The following is a 17,837-nucleotide window of genomic DNA, read 5'->3' as shown; positions in this document are numbered from 1 at the left end:
ATTTGCACCCCTGAATGTTAAAAAAAGATTAAAAGGTCCCGGGTTTTGTCACATTTTCAAAATTCTATAGTCTCTTAAATAAATCATCAATCAAAAGAATAATGAAATTTATCAAGCTGAACCTACTTATTCTCGTTCTAACCTTTACTTCTTTTAAAATCAATGCCCAGGGTAATTCAAATAAAGCAGAAGCAAACTTTAGTTTTGCAAAAAGATCCTACACAACTACTTCTGTAACCGGGAAAACACCTATTAAAATTGATGGGCTTATTGAAGATGCGGCCTGGGATGCGGTAGAATGGACTTCAGATTATGTGGAATGGGAGCCTGATAACAATACTCCGCCAACTTATCAAACAAAAATGAAGATCGTTTATGACGATAAGAATCTGTATGCGGCTTTTCGGTGTTATGAGCCAAATCCTGAAATGATAGTTCAGCGAATGGGTAGACGTGATGATTTTCCCGGTGATTGGGTGGAACTAAACATTGATAGTTATAATGATGACCGGACTGCCTTTTCTTTCACAATGTCTGCAAGTGGGGTTAAAGGAGATGAATTTGTTTCAAATAATGGGAATTTTGATCCAAGCTGGAATCCAATCTGGTATCTTAAAACAAATATAGATGATGAAGGCTGGACTGCAGAGGTAAGAATTCCTCTTAGTCAGTTGCGTTTTAGTGCTGATAAAGATCAGGTATGGGGAATTCAGTCAACAAGAAGGTATTTTAATAATGAAGAAAGGTCTACCTGGCAGCCTGTTCCGGCAAACCCGGCTGGATGGGTTAGTTCTTTTGGAGAGCTGCGAGGTTTGAAAAACCTGAAACCTCAAAAACAATTGGAAATACAGCCTTACTCAGTGGGCAAATATAATTCCTATGAAGCAGTATCTGGGAATCCTTTTAAAGATGGAAAGGATGGGGATTTGACCGTGGGACTGGATGCTAAAATAGGAGTGACCAACGACCTTACCGTAGATCTTACTATAAATCCGGATTTTGGCCAGGTAGAAGCTGATCCGGGAGCAGTTTCACTTGATGGATTTGAAATATTCTTTGAAGAAAGACGACCTTTTTTCGTTGAGAACAAAAGTGTCTTCGATTACCGTTTTGCGAACAGTCAGGACAATCTTTTCTTCTCAAGAAGGATTGGCAGGACTCCGCAGGGTAGTGCTATGGGACCTAATGTTGCCTATGTAGATCAGCCAAATAATACTACTATTTTAGGAGCTGCAAAATTCAGTGGAAAAACAGAAAATGGTTGGACAATAGGAGTCCTGGAATCGGTTACAGCAAGGGAGTTTGCGGATGTTATAGGTGATAACGGGAGTGAAACCGAGAAACTGGTTGAGCCACTTACTAATTATTTTGTAGGAAGGATTCAGAAGGATCTTAATGACCGGAACAGCTATGTAGGAGGAATGTTTACAGCCACACACCGAAATATAGAAGATGAACTCTCCTTCCTTCATACGCAGGCATTTTCTGGCGGAATTGATTTCAAACATAACTGGAAGGATAGAGAATATTATTTGGAGGGTAATGCGGTAATGAGTCAGGTGCGCGGAAGTGCAGAAGCAATTCAAAACACTCAAAATTCTATTGTACATCTTTTTCAACGAGTTGATGCCGGTCACATAGAGGTTGACCCTACGAGAACTTCGCTTACCGGAACCGGTGGGCGACTTGAAATAGGGAAAGGCGGAGGCGGTAACTGGCGTTATAGTCTGGGAGGAAAGTGGCTTTCCCCCGAACTCGAAACCAATGATATAGGATTTTTAAGACAGGCTGATGATATACGGCAATATGCAGAAGTTCGCAGGCTCTTCAATAAACCAACGAGCTGGTTTAGACGTGCCGTTATTGGTCTGGAACAGATGACGGCTTTCGATTTTGAAGGGAACTATAATAGGGTTCAGTATGAAACAAAGGGTTTTATAAATTATAAGAATAACTGGTGGAGCGAATTTGGTGGAGCCCATAAACCAAGGATCTTTATAAATTCTTTTCTAAGAGGTGGCCCGAGATGGCGCTTCAATGAAGAAAATTATTTTTATGTATTCTCAGGAACCGATCGCCGGAAAAAAATGAGTTTTGATTTGGGTTATGTACACTCACAGGCTGCTCAGGATGCTTTTGGTCTAAGGAGATATGTTTTCAGGACAAGGTATCAGCCTTTGAACTCTCTAAGCCTGTCGCTTAATTTAGAATATGAAGCGAACCCGAACAGGACCCAGTATGTGGCCGAACGAAATTTCAATAATCAATCCCGTTACATTCTTGGTAATATAGATCAGGAAACTTTGAGTGCAACATTAAGATTAAACTATAATATCAATCCTAATCTTACTATCCAGTATTACGGACAGCCCTTTATCTTTAAGGCAGATTACTCCAATCTTAATTATGTTGTGGATGCCACGGCTGAAGACATAAATGACAAGGTAAACTGGTATGATGAAAACCAGGTGTCCTTTGAAGAGGGGAGCTATCTAATTGATGAAAACCGGGATGATGTTGTAGACTATAGGGTGAGTAATCCAGATTTCGCTTTTGTACAGTTCAGGTCGAACCTTGTGGCTCGCTGGGAGTATATACCCGGAAGCGAGATCTATTTTGTATGGTCGCAGGGGATCAATGGTTATGGAGATGTGAATAGAGACTTTAGTGGGATCGTAGATAACCAGCTTTTAAGACAGAGGCCACAAAATACTTTTCTTATTAAGGCAACCTATAGGTTTATCTTATAAAAGTTAGATTTTAGAAGTACGAATTACAAGATTGAATTTCTAATTTCTTTTTTCGTACTTCTAAATTTTAGTTTTATTGCCTACTGCCTGCTGCCACTGGGAACTACCAACTAGTGGGCTTCCAGCCAGTTTTCACCAACGCCAAGATCTACATCTAAGGGAACTTCCAGTTTATAGGCATTTTCCATTTCAGATTTGATCATGGTCTTTACTTTCTCCAGTTCCTCTTTATGCGCATCAAATACCAGTTCATCATGTACCTGAAGAAGCATCTTGGATTTGTAGTTTTCTTCTTTTAGTTTCTTATGAATATTAATCATGGCCAGTTTGATGATGTCTGCTGCACTTCCCTGGATCGGGGCATTTACAGCGTTCCTTTCTGCTGCTCCCCGTACCACGGCATTTCTTGAATTGATATCTTTCAGATACCTTCTTCGCCCTAGCACGGTTGAAACATAACCATGTTCCCTGGCAAATTCCACCTGCTCACCAATAAAATTACTGAGCTTTGGATAGGTTTTGTAATAAGTATCGATCAGTTCTTTTGCTTCCCTTCGGGAAAGACTTGTCTGGTTGCTTAACCCAAAGGCAGATACCCCGTAGATGATCCCGAAATTTACTGTTTTAGCATTGCTTCGTTGCTCCCTTGTGACTTCTTCGATGGGTACATTGAATACTTTCGCGGCTGTTGAAGCATGAATATCTTCACCTTCCTTAAAAGCCCTGATCATATTCTCTTCCTTGCTTAATGCGGCGATGATTCTTAATTCAATCTGAGAATAATCAGCTGCCAGCAAGACATAATTCTCGTCTCTTGGAACAAAAGCTTTTCTAACCTGTCTTCCGCGTTCGGTTCTAATTGGAATGTTCTGAAGGTTTGGATTGTTCGAGCTTAACCTTCCAGTTGCCGCAATGGTTTGCACATAATCTGTATGTACTCTTCCGGTAGTCTTTTCAACCTGGCCTGGTAGCGCATCCACATAAGTGTTTTGCAGTTTTACGAGTCCGCGGTAGTCAAGTACATGCTGGATAATAGGATTATCCTTAATATGAGCTGAAAGTACATCTTCACTGGTGGAATACTGCCCGGTTTTTGTCTTCTTCGGCTTTTTCGCAATGGCCATCTTCTCGAACAGTATTACTCCAAGCTGTTTAGGAGAGCTTATCAGGAATTCTTCACCTGCAGCTTCATAAATCTTTGCTTCAAGCTCTTTGATGTCTGTCGAAAGGGCTTCGGAAAGGGATTTTAAATACTTTTCGTCCAGCTTTATACCTTCAATCTCCATATCGGCCAGAACCTCGACCAGCGGAATCTCGATCTCATCAAATAATTTGCGGGTCTGGGCATCTTCCAGTTCCTTTTCAAAAAAGTTCTTTAGCTGAAAGGTGATATCAGCATCTTCGGCGGCATATTCGGTTTGTTGCTCTAATGGCACATCCCGCATATTACCCTGGTTCTTTCCTTTTTTACCTATTAATTCCGAAATAGGCTGCGGACTGTAATTAAGATAGGTCTCGGCCAGCACATCCATATTGTGACGCATATCCGGGTTGATGAGGTAATGAGCGATCATGGTATCGAATAACGGCCCTTTAATCTCAAGTTTATATTTATCCAGCACCTCAATATCATATTTAAGGTTCTGGCCTATTTTTTCGATTTTGTCATTTTCAAAGAATTCGCGCAACTCCTCAATGATTCTCTGTGCTTCTTCTCTTTCTGCGGGAAACGGAAGGTAAAAACCCTTGCCGGCTTCCCATGAAAAAGCGATTCCCACGAGTTCAGCTTCCAGCGGATTCAGGCTGGTGGTTTCAGTGTCGAAACAAACGCTTTTTTGTTTTAGTAATTTCTCAATAAAGATCTTACGTGCCATAACGGTTTTCACCGACTGGTACATATGTGCGGTATCTTTAAGGTTTTTTCTGGATGAAGTGCTTTCAATGCTTTCTCCTTCTTCACCAAATAAAGAGAACTGGCCAGCCCCGGCTACCTGGGCATTCTTTTTTGCTGAAGGTGAATTGGTCACCTGGGTTTGAGTTGTGTCTTCTTCACCGCTGAACAATTTGATAAACTGATCCTTCAATCTTCTGAATTCCAGTTCTTCAAATATTTTCTGAACCTTTTCAGCATCGGGCATCGAAAGCTCATAGTCTTCAGCATGGAATTGCACATCACAATCTGTGAAGATGCGGGCAAGTTTTTTGGATAGCCGCCCAAGCTCCGCATTTTCCATCACCTTTTCTTTCATCTTGCCTTTAAGCTGATCGGTATTTTCCAGAAGGGCTTCCATGCTGCCAAACTGCTTGATGAATTTCTTGGCAGTTTTCTCTCCCACTCCCGGCAGCCCCGGGATATTATCTGCGGAGTCTCCCATCATTCCAAGAAAATCGACAACCTGCTCCGGGCGTTCCACTTCAAATTTCTTCTGAACCTCAGGGATTCCCCATATCTCTATTCCATTGCCCATTCTTGCGGGCCTGTACATAAAGATGTTTTCGGAAACCAGTTGGGCAAAGTCCTTGTCTGGAGTTACCATATAAACCTTGTAGCCTTCCTTTTCAGCTTGTTTGGCAAGGGTTCCTATAATGTCGTCAGCCTCCATCCCAGAGGATTCCACCACGGGAATGTGCATGGCTCTTAAAATGTCCTGAATAATGGGAATAGCATCCCGGATAGGTTCGGGGGTTTCATCCCTGTGGGCCTTGTAATCTTCAAACATTTCAGTTCTGGCCTCACTTCCGTCCTTATCAAAGCATACGGCCAGATGATCTGGTTTTTCCCTTCGAATTACATCAAATAATGAATTTGTGAAACCCATGATCGCTGAGGTGTTGAAACCTTTAGAATTGATCCTGGGATTTTTTATAAAAGCGTAATATCCACGAAAAATAAGGGCGTATGCGTCAAGTAAAAAAAGGCGTTTTTGCTCGGCCATGTGTATTGTTTAAAAATGAATTTGAGAATATTTCAAAACTACAAAGATAAAATCACTCTTCCTTGTTAATCGAATTAATTAAGACTGAAACCCTGGAGTAATGAAGGCAGTAATTTTCAGTTCTTCAAAAAAAATCTGAAATTTCAATAGCGTGACAGAATAGTTACTCATTTAAATAAGAAGAGCTTGGATTGTTGGTGCTCTCTCCCTCATAATATTTGGCATAAGTAAATCCTTTATGAATGCAATAGGAACCAATTTCTCCGGCTTTGTTCATTGCAACAAAAGCAATCTGGAAATCCTTATAATTCGGATCTTTATTCACTGTTCTCATTACTGCTTCTTCACAGGCTTCCTGTGGTGATTTTCCCTGTCTCATTAACTCTACTACCAAAAAGCTTCCCAGGCTTTTCATTATTGCTTCTCCCATTCCCGTAGCAACGGCACCGCCAACTTCATTATCCAGGTATAATCCAGCTCCTATTATGGGAGAATCGCCAACTCTTCCATTCATTTTATAACCTAAGCCTGAAGTGGTGCAGGCTCCCGCCATATCGCCATTCTCATCGATACACAGCATCCCAATGGTATCGTGATTTTCAATATTGATAATGGGTTTGTATTCTTTATCTTTCAACCATTCTTTCCAGGCCTTTTCAGATTCTTCCGTAAGCAGGTTCTTTTTTTTGAATCCCTGCTGAATCGCAAATTGAAGGGCGCCTTCTCCTGCGAGCATAACATGAGGGGTTTCTTCCATGACTTTACGGGCCACCGACACCGGATGTTCAATTTCTTTCAGGTAAACCACAGATCCTGCATTTCCTTCCGGCGACATTATGCAGGCGTCCAGGGTCACATTTCCATCACGATCTGGAGCTCCGCCATTCCCTACTGTGGTGTTTTTCAAATTAGATTCTTCTATCATTACTCCTTTTTCTACAGCATCCAGCGCACTGGCACCACTGTAAAGCATAGTTCCGGCCATTTTGGTCGCATTTTGAAAATTCCATGTAGCCACGGCTACCGGGGATGGTTTTAGCATTTTCAGATTATTTAAGGCAGATTGGGAAATGAGCGAGGGTGTAGTACTTAAAGCCACTCCCGCCATTCCGGCATTTTTTAAGAAATTTCTACGTTTCATTTTTGAAAAAAATTTCTTAAAGATAGGATTTTGAAAAATGAAAGACTAAACCTTAGTGTACTATCGATAATATTTGGAAAACCATCAGATTAAATTATCATTATGTAAATCAAAAAGCTTTGCATTAAACTTATATTCGTAAAAAATTTCTATCAATGCGTTGGATCATCCTGCTTGCCTTTTACTTTCTGGTCGATATTTATGGATACCAGGCAGTTCGAAGCTTTTCTAAGAATACCTGGATTGCCATAATTTATTTTGTCGTCTCTGCAATAGTAATAGGGAATCTTATACTTCAGTTCAACCATCCTAATGAGGGAGGAACATTTTCTGGTGGCCGGGGATATGCCATAGGCATCTTTCTTGCATTCTTCGTTTCAAAAATAGTGCTTGCTGTGATCATGCTGGGGGAGGATATAGTAAGAGTTCCCATTGCTGGGATCCAGAGAATATTTGGTGAGTCTGAGGCTTTTTCAATTCCGTCAAGGAGAAAATTTTTAAGTACTGTGGCTATTGGTCTGGCAGCAATTCCTTTTGCTTCTTTGTTATACGGGATGTATAAAGGGAAATATGATTTTCGTGTTTTGAGGTATACCTTATACTTTGAGGATCTTCCTGATGCTTTTGACGGTTACAGGATTAGCCAGATCAGTGATATTCATAGCGGAAGTTTTGATAACAAGAATAAGATCGAATATGGAATTGAACTGTTAAAAGAACAGGATAGTGACCTGGTGGTATTCACAGGTGATCTTGTAAATAACCTTGCTTCTGAAATGGAAGACTGGAAGACAATGTTTTCCCGGGTGAATGCAAGAGATGGGGTTTTTTCGATTCTGGGAAATCATGATTATGGGGATTATCATAACTGGGAGAGTGAGGAAGCCAAAACGAAGAACCTAGAAAAACTAAAGAAGACGCATGCAGATATGGGCTGGGACCTAATTCTGAATGAGAACCGATTCATCGAAAAGAATGGAGAAAGAATCGCTGTGGTTGGAGTGGAGAACTGGGGCGCTGGCGGGTTTAAAAAAGCCGGAGATCTGGAAAAGGCAGGAACAGGTGTTGATAGAGAAGATTTCAAGATTCTGTTAAGTCATGATCCTTCTCATTGGGAACAAGAGGTGAAAGCACATGAAAAACATTATCATTTAACACTTAGCGGGCATACTCATGGAATGCAATTTGGGATCGAGATTCCTGGCTGGTTCAAGTGGAGTCCTGTTCAGTATCGCTATAAGCACTGGGCTGGGATTTATGAGGAAGCGGGGCGTTATATCAACGTGAATCGTGGCTTCGGATTTCTGGCTTATCCGGGCCGGGTTGGTATCTGGCCGGAAATTAGTGTTATCGAGTTGAAAAAGGGTCCGAAACCCGCTTAATTAGAAGATTTTGCTATATTTGATTTAAGCTGTCATTATTATGGCTGCCGTAGGCTGAAATTAAATCCTGAATTATGTCAAAATTTGGTGAATTAGTAGATTTAAAGATCCCTGTTTTGTTGGATTTCTATACCGAATGGAATGAGGCTTCCGTAGCCATGCATCCGGTTTTAAGAGATGTTGCCGCGGCAATGGGCGACAAGGCTAAAGTGATAAAAATAGACGTGGATAAAAATTCACAACTCGCTGAAGCTCTTCGAGTCAAAGGGTTGCCAACATTAATGATCTACAAGTCCGGCGAAATGAAATGGCGGCATAGTGGCGAGCAGGATGCCAATACACTTATAGGCTTACTTAAGGAATATCTTTAAGACTACGGAATTCAATTCCTTTTTCTTTATAATAATCTAAAATCCTGGGAAGGAATACCCGAAGATTCCCGAAGGCTTTTATGGAGTCGTGAAGAACGATGGTACTACCGGGTACGGCATTTTCGGTTACATTTTTATAACACTTTTCAGCGGAAAAATTCTGATTGTAATCACCACTGATCACATCCCACATTACGATCTTATAACCCGCATTTCTGACCATTCTTGCCTGGGAGTTTTTAATTTTTCCATAGGGGGGTCTGAAAAAGGGACTGCTCTCTATTCTCTTTTCTTTTTCTGGATGCTTACTGCCGCTTTGCAGAGAAGATATTCTTTCCTCAGCGAGCTTTATATTTTCCATATAACCGGGTGCCGAAGTTTTCCATCCATCCAGGTGATTATGAGTATGATTACCAATGGTATGACCTTCCAGTATAATTCTTTTAAAAATATCAGGATGCTTTGCAATGTTTTCTCCAATACAAAAAAAAGTAGCTCTGGCATTGAATTTCTTAAGCTCATCCAGTACCCAGGGAGTGACTTCAGGCACGGGCCCATCATCGAATGTCAGATAGATGGAATTGGCCTTATTTATCCGGGAAATCCTCTGTGGGTAAAGCCATTTCAGCAATGCGGGATATTTTGGCAGGAAGAATTTCATAATCCTTAATATTGGAACTTTTCAGTATAAAGCAAAGACGAAACAATCTTTCGTGGTTTTTAAAGATTGCTTCGCCTTCGACTCATAATGACTTTAGCACATTACTTAATTTTGAACTGAATCCAAAGCCATAGAATCAATATTGCTTGGAGCCGGTGCGGCGCCATCAATTCCTTCTTCCAGCACCTCTTGCTGAGGTGACTGTACTTCGGTGTCAAACTCTTCCTCCTGTCTGTAGAAATGCCTGAATAAACGCAGGTAACTGTTAAATTCTTCCGCTTTCCGGGTTACGGTATCCCGGTCTTCGTAAACCGAAAGAAGATCTACCAATCCGCGATAACGTTCCATATCGGTTATTATCTCATCGGCATACAGGTACTGGCGGTCCACATCCCAGTTACTATAAAAAGTGAGGTTTTCCTGGTATTTTTCAGCTACTTTCTCCCATATCTGCCTCGCTTTTTCAGGTTGGTTGACTTCATAATAACCACTTATGAATGGTTCTAGTAACGTGTAGTATTCATAATATTCAACCGGCATATGTTTCATTCCGAGATCAAGGACTTCTTCAGCATGAATGGTATCGCCTTCATTCAGAAGGTTTTCGGTAAGCCTTGCCAGATTACTTCGATATGTAATGCTGTTCTTTCTGGTTTCAGGATCATGATAGATGTCTGCAGAACCCATATTGCCCCAGTCCCAGTTCTTGACAATATTATACATCTTTTCGGTATTCACCCGGCCCATATCGAAAGGATTTCTTGGGTCCAGCGGCGTTCTAATTGGAACGAGTTTATAAGCCACTCCTTCCAGCTGAAGATAGTCTTTCATCCAGAGATAATCGTCATCCCCAAAGCTGCCTCCGGTAAAATAGATAGGTCTTTCCCAGTCGTTGTTGGCCAGTATATCCATCATGAGCAGACGGTTTTTATACAGGATCTGGTCTCCAATTGTGATATCTATATGATCAACGATCTGGTCTGCTTCAGATTCGTCAACGATTCCGTTTTCCAGTACAGTTTGCTTGTCTACAGGTATCCGCACATTTCTGGAAGGAAAGGTATTGATCATAGATCCGCTCTGAAGTTCTGCCTTGGTTCTTGGATCTTCATTTTCGATATAATTCATCCAGGTATCGATAGGAATTGTGTCCTGGGTGACCTCCCTTAAGAAAATAGCATCGTTCTTACCATTGTAGAATTCATTTTCCAGCTGTGAGGGAACCGGTTCACTTTCAAAGGCCTTTCTTTTCATTTGGTCAATGTACCAGTCTGTAGCAAGGAGGCTGGTGTTCACAATCCTGACATCGGTCCTGTATTTTTCTACCTGCTGTACATACCAGAGGGCAAAGGTGTCATTATCACCTATGGTAAATAATATTCCATTTTCATCAACCGAGTCCAGGTACATCTTAGCCATTATAAAGGCAGAATCCCTGCCAGAGCGGTCATGATCATCCCAGTTCTCTGAGGCCAGCAGAACCGGAACACAAAGTAAACTCACCGCTATTACTGCCGGTGCTACTATTTTCGCACTCAGGGATCTTCGGAGTTTATCAAACAAAGCATACACCCCGAATCCTATCCAAATAGCAAATACATAGAACGAGCCCACCAGAGCATAATCTCTTTCCCGCGGTTCAAAAGGTCTTTCGTTAAGATAGATCTTTAGTGCGATCCCCGTAAAAAGGAAGAATACCATGAGCACCCAGAAATTTTTCTTATCGCGTTTAAGCTGAAATACAAAACCAATTAGCCCAAGGATGAGCGGAAGAAAATAATAGGTATTCCTTGCCTTGTTGTTCTTAACATCTGAAGGCAGGTTTTCCTGAGAGCCAATATGCATTTCGTCGATTAAATCTATTCCGCTCAACCAGTTTCCGTGCAGGTCGTTATATTTTCCCTGGATATCATCCTGGCGTCCTGTAAAGTTCCACATGAAATAACGCCAGTACATATACCCAATCTGGTATTCCAGTAAATAGGCTATGTTTTCAGCAAAACTGGGTTTTTCAACATCCAGATATTCACTAAACTGACTCAGGAACTTATGATAATCTTCTATGTCCCTTTCTCCACGGGAATACTGGTTCCTGAATTCATTTACAGCAGAAATCAGTCTTTCTTCTCCCTGGTACTCGGGTTTTACCTTAAAATCCAGCGGCCCTGTGAATTCCATATAGTTTACGGCATGTTCTGTGCTCCACATGCGGGGAAGGATCGCCTTATGATCATCATCCAGATTCTGTTTGGCATTCTTGTAATCGTTAACGATCACATATTTGCCAAGTTCTTCATCCTTTTCATATTTTGGCTTCGCGTCTTCATATGGATTTTCAGCATCCAGACCGGAATACATCTCAGACCATTGCGGTCCATAAAACAGGTGGGTTTCACCGTACTGCTCACGGTTATAGTAGGCCAGTAATTCTCTTGCATTATCCGGACTGTTCTCATTGATCACCGTGGGAGCGTTGCTTCTAATTGGAAGCATCACCCAGCTTGAGAATCCTATTAGAACAAACAGAATACAAAGAAGAAGAGTATTGTATTTATAAAGATTCTTTTTCCGGGTATAGTTGATGCCGAAATAGAAAATTCCCACTATTACCAGCAATGCGACTATGGTTCCAGTATTAAATGGAAGGCCAAGGCTGTTGGTAAAGAACAGTTCCGAAGCAGAGAAAAAGGTTAGGGTATATGGTAATAAAAGTTTAAAAATGAACATCAATACCGCGACCACTACTATGTTCGCAACAATGAAATTCTTTACGGTTACTTTCTTATAATTCTTGAAGAAATACAAGAAGCCAATAGCCGGAAGTGTTAGCAGTCCCATAAAGTGAACTCCGAAGGACAGTCCTATTACGAGCGAGATCAGGATGATCCATCGGTTACCTCTTGGTGTGAACATATCCCTTTCCCATAAAAGGCCGAGATAGAACATAACCGACATAAAGCAGGCTGCCATAGCATATACTTCAGCTTCAACGGCATTGAACCAGAAGCTATCGGTAAAAGTGAATGCAAGAGAGCCTACAAGGGAACTTCCCAGGATAGCTATTTTTTTTGAGGTACTTAGTTTATCGACAGGCCCGGCAACTTTTAGTACTAAAATCGTTATAGACCAGAACATGAACAAGATCGCAATGGCGCTTGCAAATCCGGACATGAAGTTTATCATAAGTGCTACAGAACCATTATCCGGAGCAAAGGTGGCAAAGAATGCACCCATCATCTGGTAAAAAGGGGCCCCGGGAGGATGTCCCACTTCAAGATTAGCGGAAGTAGCAATGTATTCACCGGCATCCCAGAAACTAGCCGTTGGTTCCAGTGTAAGCGTATATGTGGTCAAAGCGATAACAAAAACCAGCCAGCCCAGAATTTTGTTCCACTTACCAAAGTTAAAATTTGTCATAAATAGTAGTGTAGTTGTACTAAAGTGGCGAATTTAATAATAAAATGCTGAATGCTTTCAAAACGATGGATAAAAGCGTTTATTTTGGAAAAAGCTGAAAATGAAGCAGCAATAAAATAAGTGAGTAAATAAGCAGATTTTTTGGGTAAAATTCTTAGAAAAAGTTTGTGTAAAATAAACTTTGTCTTAAATTTGCATCCGCATTTAAGCATTGGCCTATGGTGTAACTGGCAACACGTCTGGTTTTGGTCCAGAAGAGTCTAGGTTCGAGCCCTAGTAGGCCAACAAAGTGTAAAAAGCCTGAACGTGAGTTCAGGCTTTTTTTGTTTCTGATATTGTGAGAAGTTTATCCTGTGCTTAAAACTTACAGCTGTTTAATTAGAGTTTTCTATGGCTGGTCCTCGTAAAGACCTTTGCAAGTATTCAGTGTTCAAAATTAAAAAGTAGCCCCGACTCCACCCGGGCTTACAGTCTTAAAACTTATGACTTTTAAAAAAAGGATCACCTCTTCAGAAAATCACCGTAAGGAATCTTGAAGAGGCGATCATGGAATTTAGCTTTGATCTTATTTTAAATATTAGGAGCTAAATTGAATTTGCTATAATTAAAATAATACTTACAGCCAGGCTAATTATCAAACTATTAAATACAACTTTCGTTTTTAACTGGGCCAGCACACCTGCATTAAAACCCATACATACAGACACTACCAGGAATAGTTCAACCATATTCCAAAATCCGTGACCATTCATAAGAATGAGCATTGCAGCAACAGATCCTAAACAACTTGAAGCGATGATGGCCAGTGCAGCATAACCAAGATACATCTCCTCGAAATCCTCATACAATTTTGTGTATAATTTCATGCCTCCGGTTTTTTAATTACACGGTAAAAGTATGGATGGAACTCTTTCTAAAATATGATGAATCTCAGCTTTACACCGGTTTTGTAAAAAATCTCTATGAATTAAGGCGTTCAAAAGCCTGCTTAGAAAGTTCCTCCTGGTGATCAGGGTGTGCGATAGAAATTAGAGCCTCGGCTCTCTGTTTCAAATTTTTCCCAAACAGGTCTACAATTCCGTATTCTGTGGCTATATAATGAACATGGGCACGTGTAGTGGTAACACCGGCGCCTTCTTTAAGATATGGGACGATCTTGGAAATTCCTTTGTTGGTGACAGAGGGCATGGCGATAATGGCTTTTCCACCTTCTGAAAGGGCTGCCCCTCTTATAAAATCCATCTGTCCGCCTACACCTGAATACTGGTATTTCCCAATAGTATCGGCACATACTTGGCCGGTGAGGTCTATCTCTATTGCTGAATTTATTGCGGTTACCTTAGGATTCTGCCTGATTATCGCCGTATCGTTTGTGTAGGCTGCTTCCTTGAAATGTACCAGCGGGTTGTCATCTATAAAATCATATAGTTTTGGTGAACCTATGGCAAAGCAGGTAACCATTTTACCGGTTTTAATAGATTTTTCCTCTCCGGTGATCACGCCTTTTTCAATTAGTGGAAGTACACCGTCTGAAAACATTTCGGTGTGTACTCCAAGTCTTTTGTGATTGGTGAGATTATTAAGGACCACATTTGGAATCCCGCCAATTCCCATTTGTAAGGTAGCGCCATCTTCAATTAAACCTGCGATATGTTTTCCTATCATGGTTTCAACCTTTGTGGGCTCGGTGAGATGAGCGGAGTGAATAGGCTGGTCTACTTCAACAGCCGAATAGATCCGGTCTATATGAATAATTCCGTCACCATGAGTTCTTGGTACATTTGGATTAATTTGTGCGATCACCTTTTTGGCATTCTGAATGGCTGGTAATGCAATATCTACAGAAACGCCCAGCGAGCAATAACCGTGCTTGTCGGGAGGGGAAACCTGAATAAAGGCAAAATCCAGCGGCAGAATATTCTGCCTGAATAGCTGGTGGATCTCACTTAAAAAGATCGGGATATAAGCCCCATGATTTGAGTTGACAGCCTTTCTAACGTTTGATCCCACAAAACAGGTGTTTGTTCTGAAAGATTCATTGTAAGGCGCCTCGGTATAAGGAGCATTTCCTTCAGTATGGATCTGAATGAACTCTACGTTCTTAAGTTCCTGATATCTCTCACAAAGAGCGTCTATAAGTACATTTGGAGTCATTGCAGCTCCCTGTAGAAATACTCTTTGATTAGATTTTATTTCTTTTACAGCTTCCTGAGCCGATACTATCTTCATAGTTTCCATAAACAATTTTTCAAAAAAAAATTAGACACTCAAGGTATTAATACCTCAAGAAAATTTAAGAAAAAATAATGGGAATATTTAGGCTTTTACCTTTGGACCAGAAGATTGAATCGTACCTCGATCTCTTCATTTACCTCGATAAGGCCAAGGGCTTTGGTTGGAGGTTCCAGGCCAAAATCACGAATATTCATTTTGAACTGCCCCTTAAAACGATCTTCTTCAATTTGAACAGGCAGATTATACATATTCTCTACTCCGGCAAGTTTTACGGTAATATAGGCTTTGGAATATTGTGCTGAAATGAGCTCTATCTTATCAATTTTTATTTTTATTTCAGGATATGTTTCAGATTTCAGAAGATCACAAAAATCCTCATTCATTCTTCTGTTGCCACAGTCAAAACCATTTATGCTTAGATGGAGGTTAAGCTCAGGGAAGTAAAGGTAATTTTCTTCAAAGGAGTATTTAATGGACCTGGTGTTGGTGATCAGGCCTATATCAAAGCGGCAGTCAAATTTATTAACGTTTGTGCTCCCTGCAATAATTAGCTCGCTTTCTGGTAAAATTCTTAGGGTTTCCTTTTCAAAATCTTTCTGTGCCATAAGACCGGCGCAGAAAAGCAAACCACATATGCACGTTAAAAGATTTTTCATGATAGGAGAATTTAGGTTTTACTTTAAATTAATTCGGGCAAAGTTTTCAATAAGCTTGGGGGATCTTATTCAAAAACTCTGCCCGAAATTAAGGTTTTAAATATTAGAAGCTAATCACTGCTTCAATGTTGAATCCGTCGAATTGTGCATCGTCGTAAACTGTTCCGGCAGGATAGTCGTTATACTGCTGGTTTACGTACTCAATTTTCGCAAGAACGTTTTTGGTCAAGAACCAACCAGCACCTAGGTTGAAACGATTAACAGAAACATCATCATTGCTGGCAGTATTGTAGCGAGTACCTAAGTAGAAGTCTTCATCCTGACCAAAGCGGTAGATAAGCTCACCTGCAAATTGATTCCAGTCATCATTTTCAGTTGATGCATTTTCATAGATTCCAAAGAACTCAAGTCCTCCAACTTTTACGAATGGGTTGATCATGAAAGAAGTAAGTTCTTCTCCTTGGGCAGGGTTAATTCTACCAGCTCTGAAATCACCCTCTATTACATTGTAATATCTTGATCCTGCACGGTCACCACTGTAAAGGTATTGTGTAGCTCCTCTTGAACCAATTGGTCTGAATCCAGAGTGGAATACAGATCCTGTTAATCTAAATCTGAAATCTTCACTTATTTGCTTGTCATAACCAAATTTGGCAAGGTAAGAAGGATCTCTATCGCTTTTTACGGAACTTTGGTTAATTGTACTGTTAGTAAAACCTACCATTGCTAACCATGGTCCATTCATGTAGTACACTTCTGCACCAACTTCGGTAGTAAAGGCGTCCATCAGGTAGTTCCCTACGAATGGGTTGTAAAGAGCCATCGCGTTGTCAGACCTTCTAAAGTGAGCGTCACCATAGTTGTTCTCCATATGCCCGATTTTAATTCTCCAGTTGTCCATAACCCCTGCAAGGTCCTCGCTGATCCATTCAAGACCATCGATCTGGATGTATCCACCTTTAACGTATGCTTCAGTGTGGTGTTGAGAAGAAAGATATGTTCTCAAGTGCATTCTCATACCTGGAGCTAATGCCACATCAAGATCAAGGTTGGCAGTAGCAAGGTTGAAATTAGTTCCAAGTTCTGTAAGATCGTCCTCCCCTGAAGAATTTTCCTGTCTTAGTCCTTGTAATTGGATAGTGGAAGCTCCACCTACTCTTACATGTACTCCGTCAAAAGTAGAAGCCGTGTCTTTTGGAGCTTCGAACATGTTAATACCTCTTTGATCGCGGTAACGGAAGTTATCCAGATCCCTTTGCGTTTGAGCCATCGCTGGCATCGCTAACAGTGCTATAAGCACTAAACTTAAATATTGGATAGTAGTTTTCATCTTGTTAAATGTTTAGATTGAAGTTTATTTATTAAAGTGTGTTTCAAATTTGATTTTTACGGTTTCGCCGGTAGTGATAGTACCGAACATTGCAGTTGGTGGTTCTACGCCATAGTCTGTCATGTTTAAGTTGTGTTCTCCTTTTAATATGATCTTGTCGGGGCTTATTGTTAGGTTAAAATTAAGTGCAATATCCTTTTTAACGCCTGCGATCTCAAGGCTTCCTGTGGTTTTTGCTTTATAGTTTCCATTGGAACCTGTGATCTCCTTTACATTCTTTAGCTCATAAGTGATCTTTTTATACTTACTGGTATTTAGAGCTTTATAGGCGTTCTTATCCATTCCACTCTTACCGCTTTTTAAACCTTCTGCTTCTGCAGTAAAGCGCAGTGCATCTATTTCTTCCAGCTTTCCTTCGTCCATTTCAGCCGAAATTGTTCCGCTGGTGCTTTCAGCTTCCATTGTCCAGTCATGGATGTTAGAGGTTCCTTCTACTATAAGACTGGAAGACTTATTGTTAAGTGTGTAAGATTGGGCATTAAGATTCATGTTCATTCCTATGCTCACAATCATGGCTGTAATCAAAACTTTAATTGTGCCGTAACTTTTCATAATAATTGCGTTTTTAAATCAGTACAAAGTTGCAGCAGGAGTGCATGGTAAAATATGACGGGAATCAGGTTTTGGTTTTTTTTCCTGCTTAGAACATAAAAGCTGATAATTGTCAGTTAAAGTAAGTGGGGGAAGTGCTGAGTTTTGGAAATTATAAGACAAAGTCATTTCATGCGTATTAAGAAATCTACTTTTAAATGAATTTTTAATTAAAAATTCATCATTCAAAATTAAAAATACCGGTTTCAACTTCGCCTCGCCAGAACCATAGGAAGGTTCAGTTTCAAATTTAAAATTGTAAATCTGATTTTTTCTTCTAACCTTCAAAACTCAGAACTCATTTCCC

At 40.5% G+C, this 17,837-nt stretch carries 12 protein-coding genes and 1 tRNA gene; 4 read left to right on the top strand and 9 right to left on the bottom strand.

Annotation, left to right across the window (positions count from 1 at the left end):
- The first annotated feature begins 101 nt into the window (after nucleotides 1-101).
- Nucleotides 102-2,750: a DUF5916 domain-containing protein gene (locus LU635_RS08045; RefSeq protein WP_240097964.1), complete on the top strand. Its 2,649-nt coding sequence runs from the start codon at nucleotides 102-104 to the stop codon at nucleotides 2,748-2,750.
- Between the two features lie 110 nt (nucleotides 2,751-2,860).
- Here LU635_RS08045 and polA read toward each other — a convergent pair whose 3' ends face one another.
- A complete protein-coding gene (gene polA / locus LU635_RS08040) occupies nucleotides 2,861-5,686 on the bottom strand; it encodes a DNA polymerase I (RefSeq protein ID WP_240097962.1) in 2,826 nt (941 codons plus the stop codon).
- Nucleotides 5,687-5,849: 163 nt separating this feature from the next.
- Nucleotides 5,850-6,827 (bottom strand): isoaspartyl peptidase/L-asparaginase, encoded by a 978-nt coding sequence (locus LU635_RS08035; protein WP_240097960.1) that lies wholly within the window; start codon nucleotides 6,825-6,827, stop codon nucleotides 5,850-5,852.
- A gap of 155 nt (nucleotides 6,828-6,982) precedes the next feature.
- Here LU635_RS08035 and LU635_RS08030 point away from each other — a divergent pair, with 155 nt between their 5' ends.
- Nucleotides 6,983-8,209 carry a metallophosphoesterase gene (locus tag LU635_RS08030; RefSeq protein WP_240097958.1) on the top strand — a complete coding sequence of 409 codons (1,227 nt, stop codon included), beginning with the start codon at nucleotides 6,983-6,985 and terminating at the stop codon, nucleotides 8,207-8,209.
- A 74-nt stretch (nucleotides 8,210-8,283) separates the two neighbouring features.
- On the top strand, nucleotides 8,284-8,580 hold the full coding sequence (locus LU635_RS08025; protein ID WP_131394147.1) for a thioredoxin family protein: 297 nt from the start codon (nucleotides 8,284-8,286) through the stop codon (nucleotides 8,578-8,580).
- Here LU635_RS08025 and LU635_RS08020 read toward each other — a convergent pair.
- Both LU635_RS08020 and LU635_RS08015 read right to left on the bottom strand, forming a co-directional pair.
- A complete protein-coding gene (locus tag LU635_RS08020) occupies nucleotides 8,564-9,241 on the bottom strand; it encodes a polysaccharide deacetylase family protein (protein ID WP_240097956.1) in 678 nt (225 codons plus the stop codon). The two genes, LU635_RS08025 and LU635_RS08020, sit on opposite strands and share 17 nt — an antisense overlap.
- A gap of 105 nt (nucleotides 9,242-9,346) precedes the next feature.
- The gene (locus tag LU635_RS08015; protein ID WP_240097954.1) at nucleotides 9,347-12,658 is read right to left on the bottom strand and encodes a glycosyltransferase family 117 protein; all 3,312 of its coding nucleotides are present in this window, start codon (nucleotides 12,656-12,658) and stop codon (nucleotides 9,347-9,349) included.
- 212 nt (nucleotides 12,659-12,870) lie between these two features.
- Between LU635_RS08015 and LU635_RS08010 the strand changes: the two genes are divergently transcribed.
- Nucleotides 12,871-12,943, top strand: a tRNA-Gln gene (locus LU635_RS08010).
- A gap of 299 nt (nucleotides 12,944-13,242) precedes the next feature.
- Here the strand turns inward: LU635_RS08010 and LU635_RS08005 are convergent.
- The 5 genes from LU635_RS08005 to LU635_RS07985 all read right to left on the bottom strand — a co-directional run bounded on the left by LU635_RS08005 (nucleotide 13,243) and on the right by LU635_RS07985 (nucleotide 17,491).
- A complete protein-coding gene (locus LU635_RS08005; protein ID WP_240097952.1) occupies nucleotides 13,243-13,524 on the bottom strand; it encodes a hypothetical protein in 282 nt (93 codons plus the stop codon).
- A 94-nt stretch (nucleotides 13,525-13,618) separates the two neighbouring features.
- Nucleotides 13,619-14,887, bottom strand: a complete 1,269-nt coding sequence (locus tag LU635_RS08000; protein WP_240097950.1) for an acetyl-CoA hydrolase/transferase family protein — start codon at nucleotides 14,885-14,887, stop codon at nucleotides 13,619-13,621.
- A 95-nt stretch (nucleotides 14,888-14,982) separates the two neighbouring features.
- A complete protein-coding gene (locus tag LU635_RS07995; protein ID WP_240097948.1) occupies nucleotides 14,983-15,549 on the bottom strand; it encodes a YceI family protein in 567 nt (188 codons plus the stop codon).
- A gap of 103 nt (nucleotides 15,550-15,652) precedes the next feature.
- Nucleotides 15,653-16,879 (bottom strand): hypothetical protein, encoded by a 1,227-nt coding sequence (locus tag LU635_RS07990; RefSeq protein ID WP_240097946.1) that lies wholly within the window; start codon nucleotides 16,877-16,879, stop codon nucleotides 15,653-15,655.
- A gap of 24 nt (nucleotides 16,880-16,903) precedes the next feature.
- Nucleotides 16,904-17,491 (bottom strand): YceI family protein, encoded by a 588-nt coding sequence (locus LU635_RS07985; protein ID WP_240097944.1) that lies wholly within the window; start codon nucleotides 17,489-17,491, stop codon nucleotides 16,904-16,906.
- Nucleotides 17,492-17,837: the final 346 nt, after the last annotated feature.

Origin of the sequence: Christiangramia crocea, assembly GCF_022410465.1 — a bacterium.
Taxonomy (GTDB): domain Bacteria; phylum Bacteroidota; class Bacteroidia; order Flavobacteriales; family Flavobacteriaceae; genus Christiangramia; species Christiangramia crocea.
The sequence above is the reverse complement of the archived record's forward strand: the minus strand, read 5'-3'. Positions and strand labels throughout refer to the sequence as shown.

Bases quoted from the DNA above. Each gene is read 5' to 3' on its own strand.
- LU635_RS08045 (WP_240097964.1), top strand. From the start codon at position 102: ATGAAATTTATCAAGCTGAACCTACTTATTCTCGTTCTAACCTTTACT.
- polA (WP_240097962.1), bottom strand. From the start codon at position 5,686: ATGGCCGAGCAAAAACGCCTTTTTTTACTTGACGCATACGCCCTTATT.
- LU635_RS08035 (WP_240097960.1), bottom strand. From the start codon at position 6,827: ATGAAACGTAGAAATTTCTTAAAAAATGCCGGAATGGCGGGAGTGGCT.
- LU635_RS08030 (WP_240097958.1), top strand. From the start codon at position 6,983: ATGCGTTGGATCATCCTGCTTGCCTTTTACTTTCTGGTCGATATTTAT.
- LU635_RS08025 (WP_131394147.1), top strand. From the start codon at position 8,284: ATGTCAAAATTTGGTGAATTAGTAGATTTAAAGATCCCTGTTTTGTTG.
- LU635_RS08020 (WP_240097956.1), bottom strand. From the start codon at position 9,241: ATGAAATTCTTCCTGCCAAAATATCCCGCATTGCTGAAATGGCTTTAC.
- LU635_RS08015 (WP_240097954.1), bottom strand. From the start codon at position 12,658: ATGACAAATTTTAACTTTGGTAAGTGGAACAAAATTCTGGGCTGGCTG.
- LU635_RS08005 (WP_240097952.1), bottom strand. From the start codon at position 13,524: ATGAAATTATACACAAAATTGTATGAGGATTTCGAGGAGATGTATCTT.
- LU635_RS08000 (WP_240097950.1), bottom strand. From the start codon at position 14,887: ATGAAGATAGTATCGGCTCAGGAAGCTGTAAAAGAAATAAAATCTAAT.
- LU635_RS07995 (WP_240097948.1), bottom strand. From the start codon at position 15,549: ATGAAAAATCTTTTAACGTGCATATGTGGTTTGCTTTTCTGCGCCGGT.
- LU635_RS07990 (WP_240097946.1), bottom strand. From the start codon at position 16,879: ATGAAAACTACTATCCAATATTTAAGTTTAGTGCTTATAGCACTGTTA.
- LU635_RS07985 (WP_240097944.1), bottom strand. From the start codon at position 17,491: ATGAAAAGTTACGGCACAATTAAAGTTTTGATTACAGCCATGATTGTG.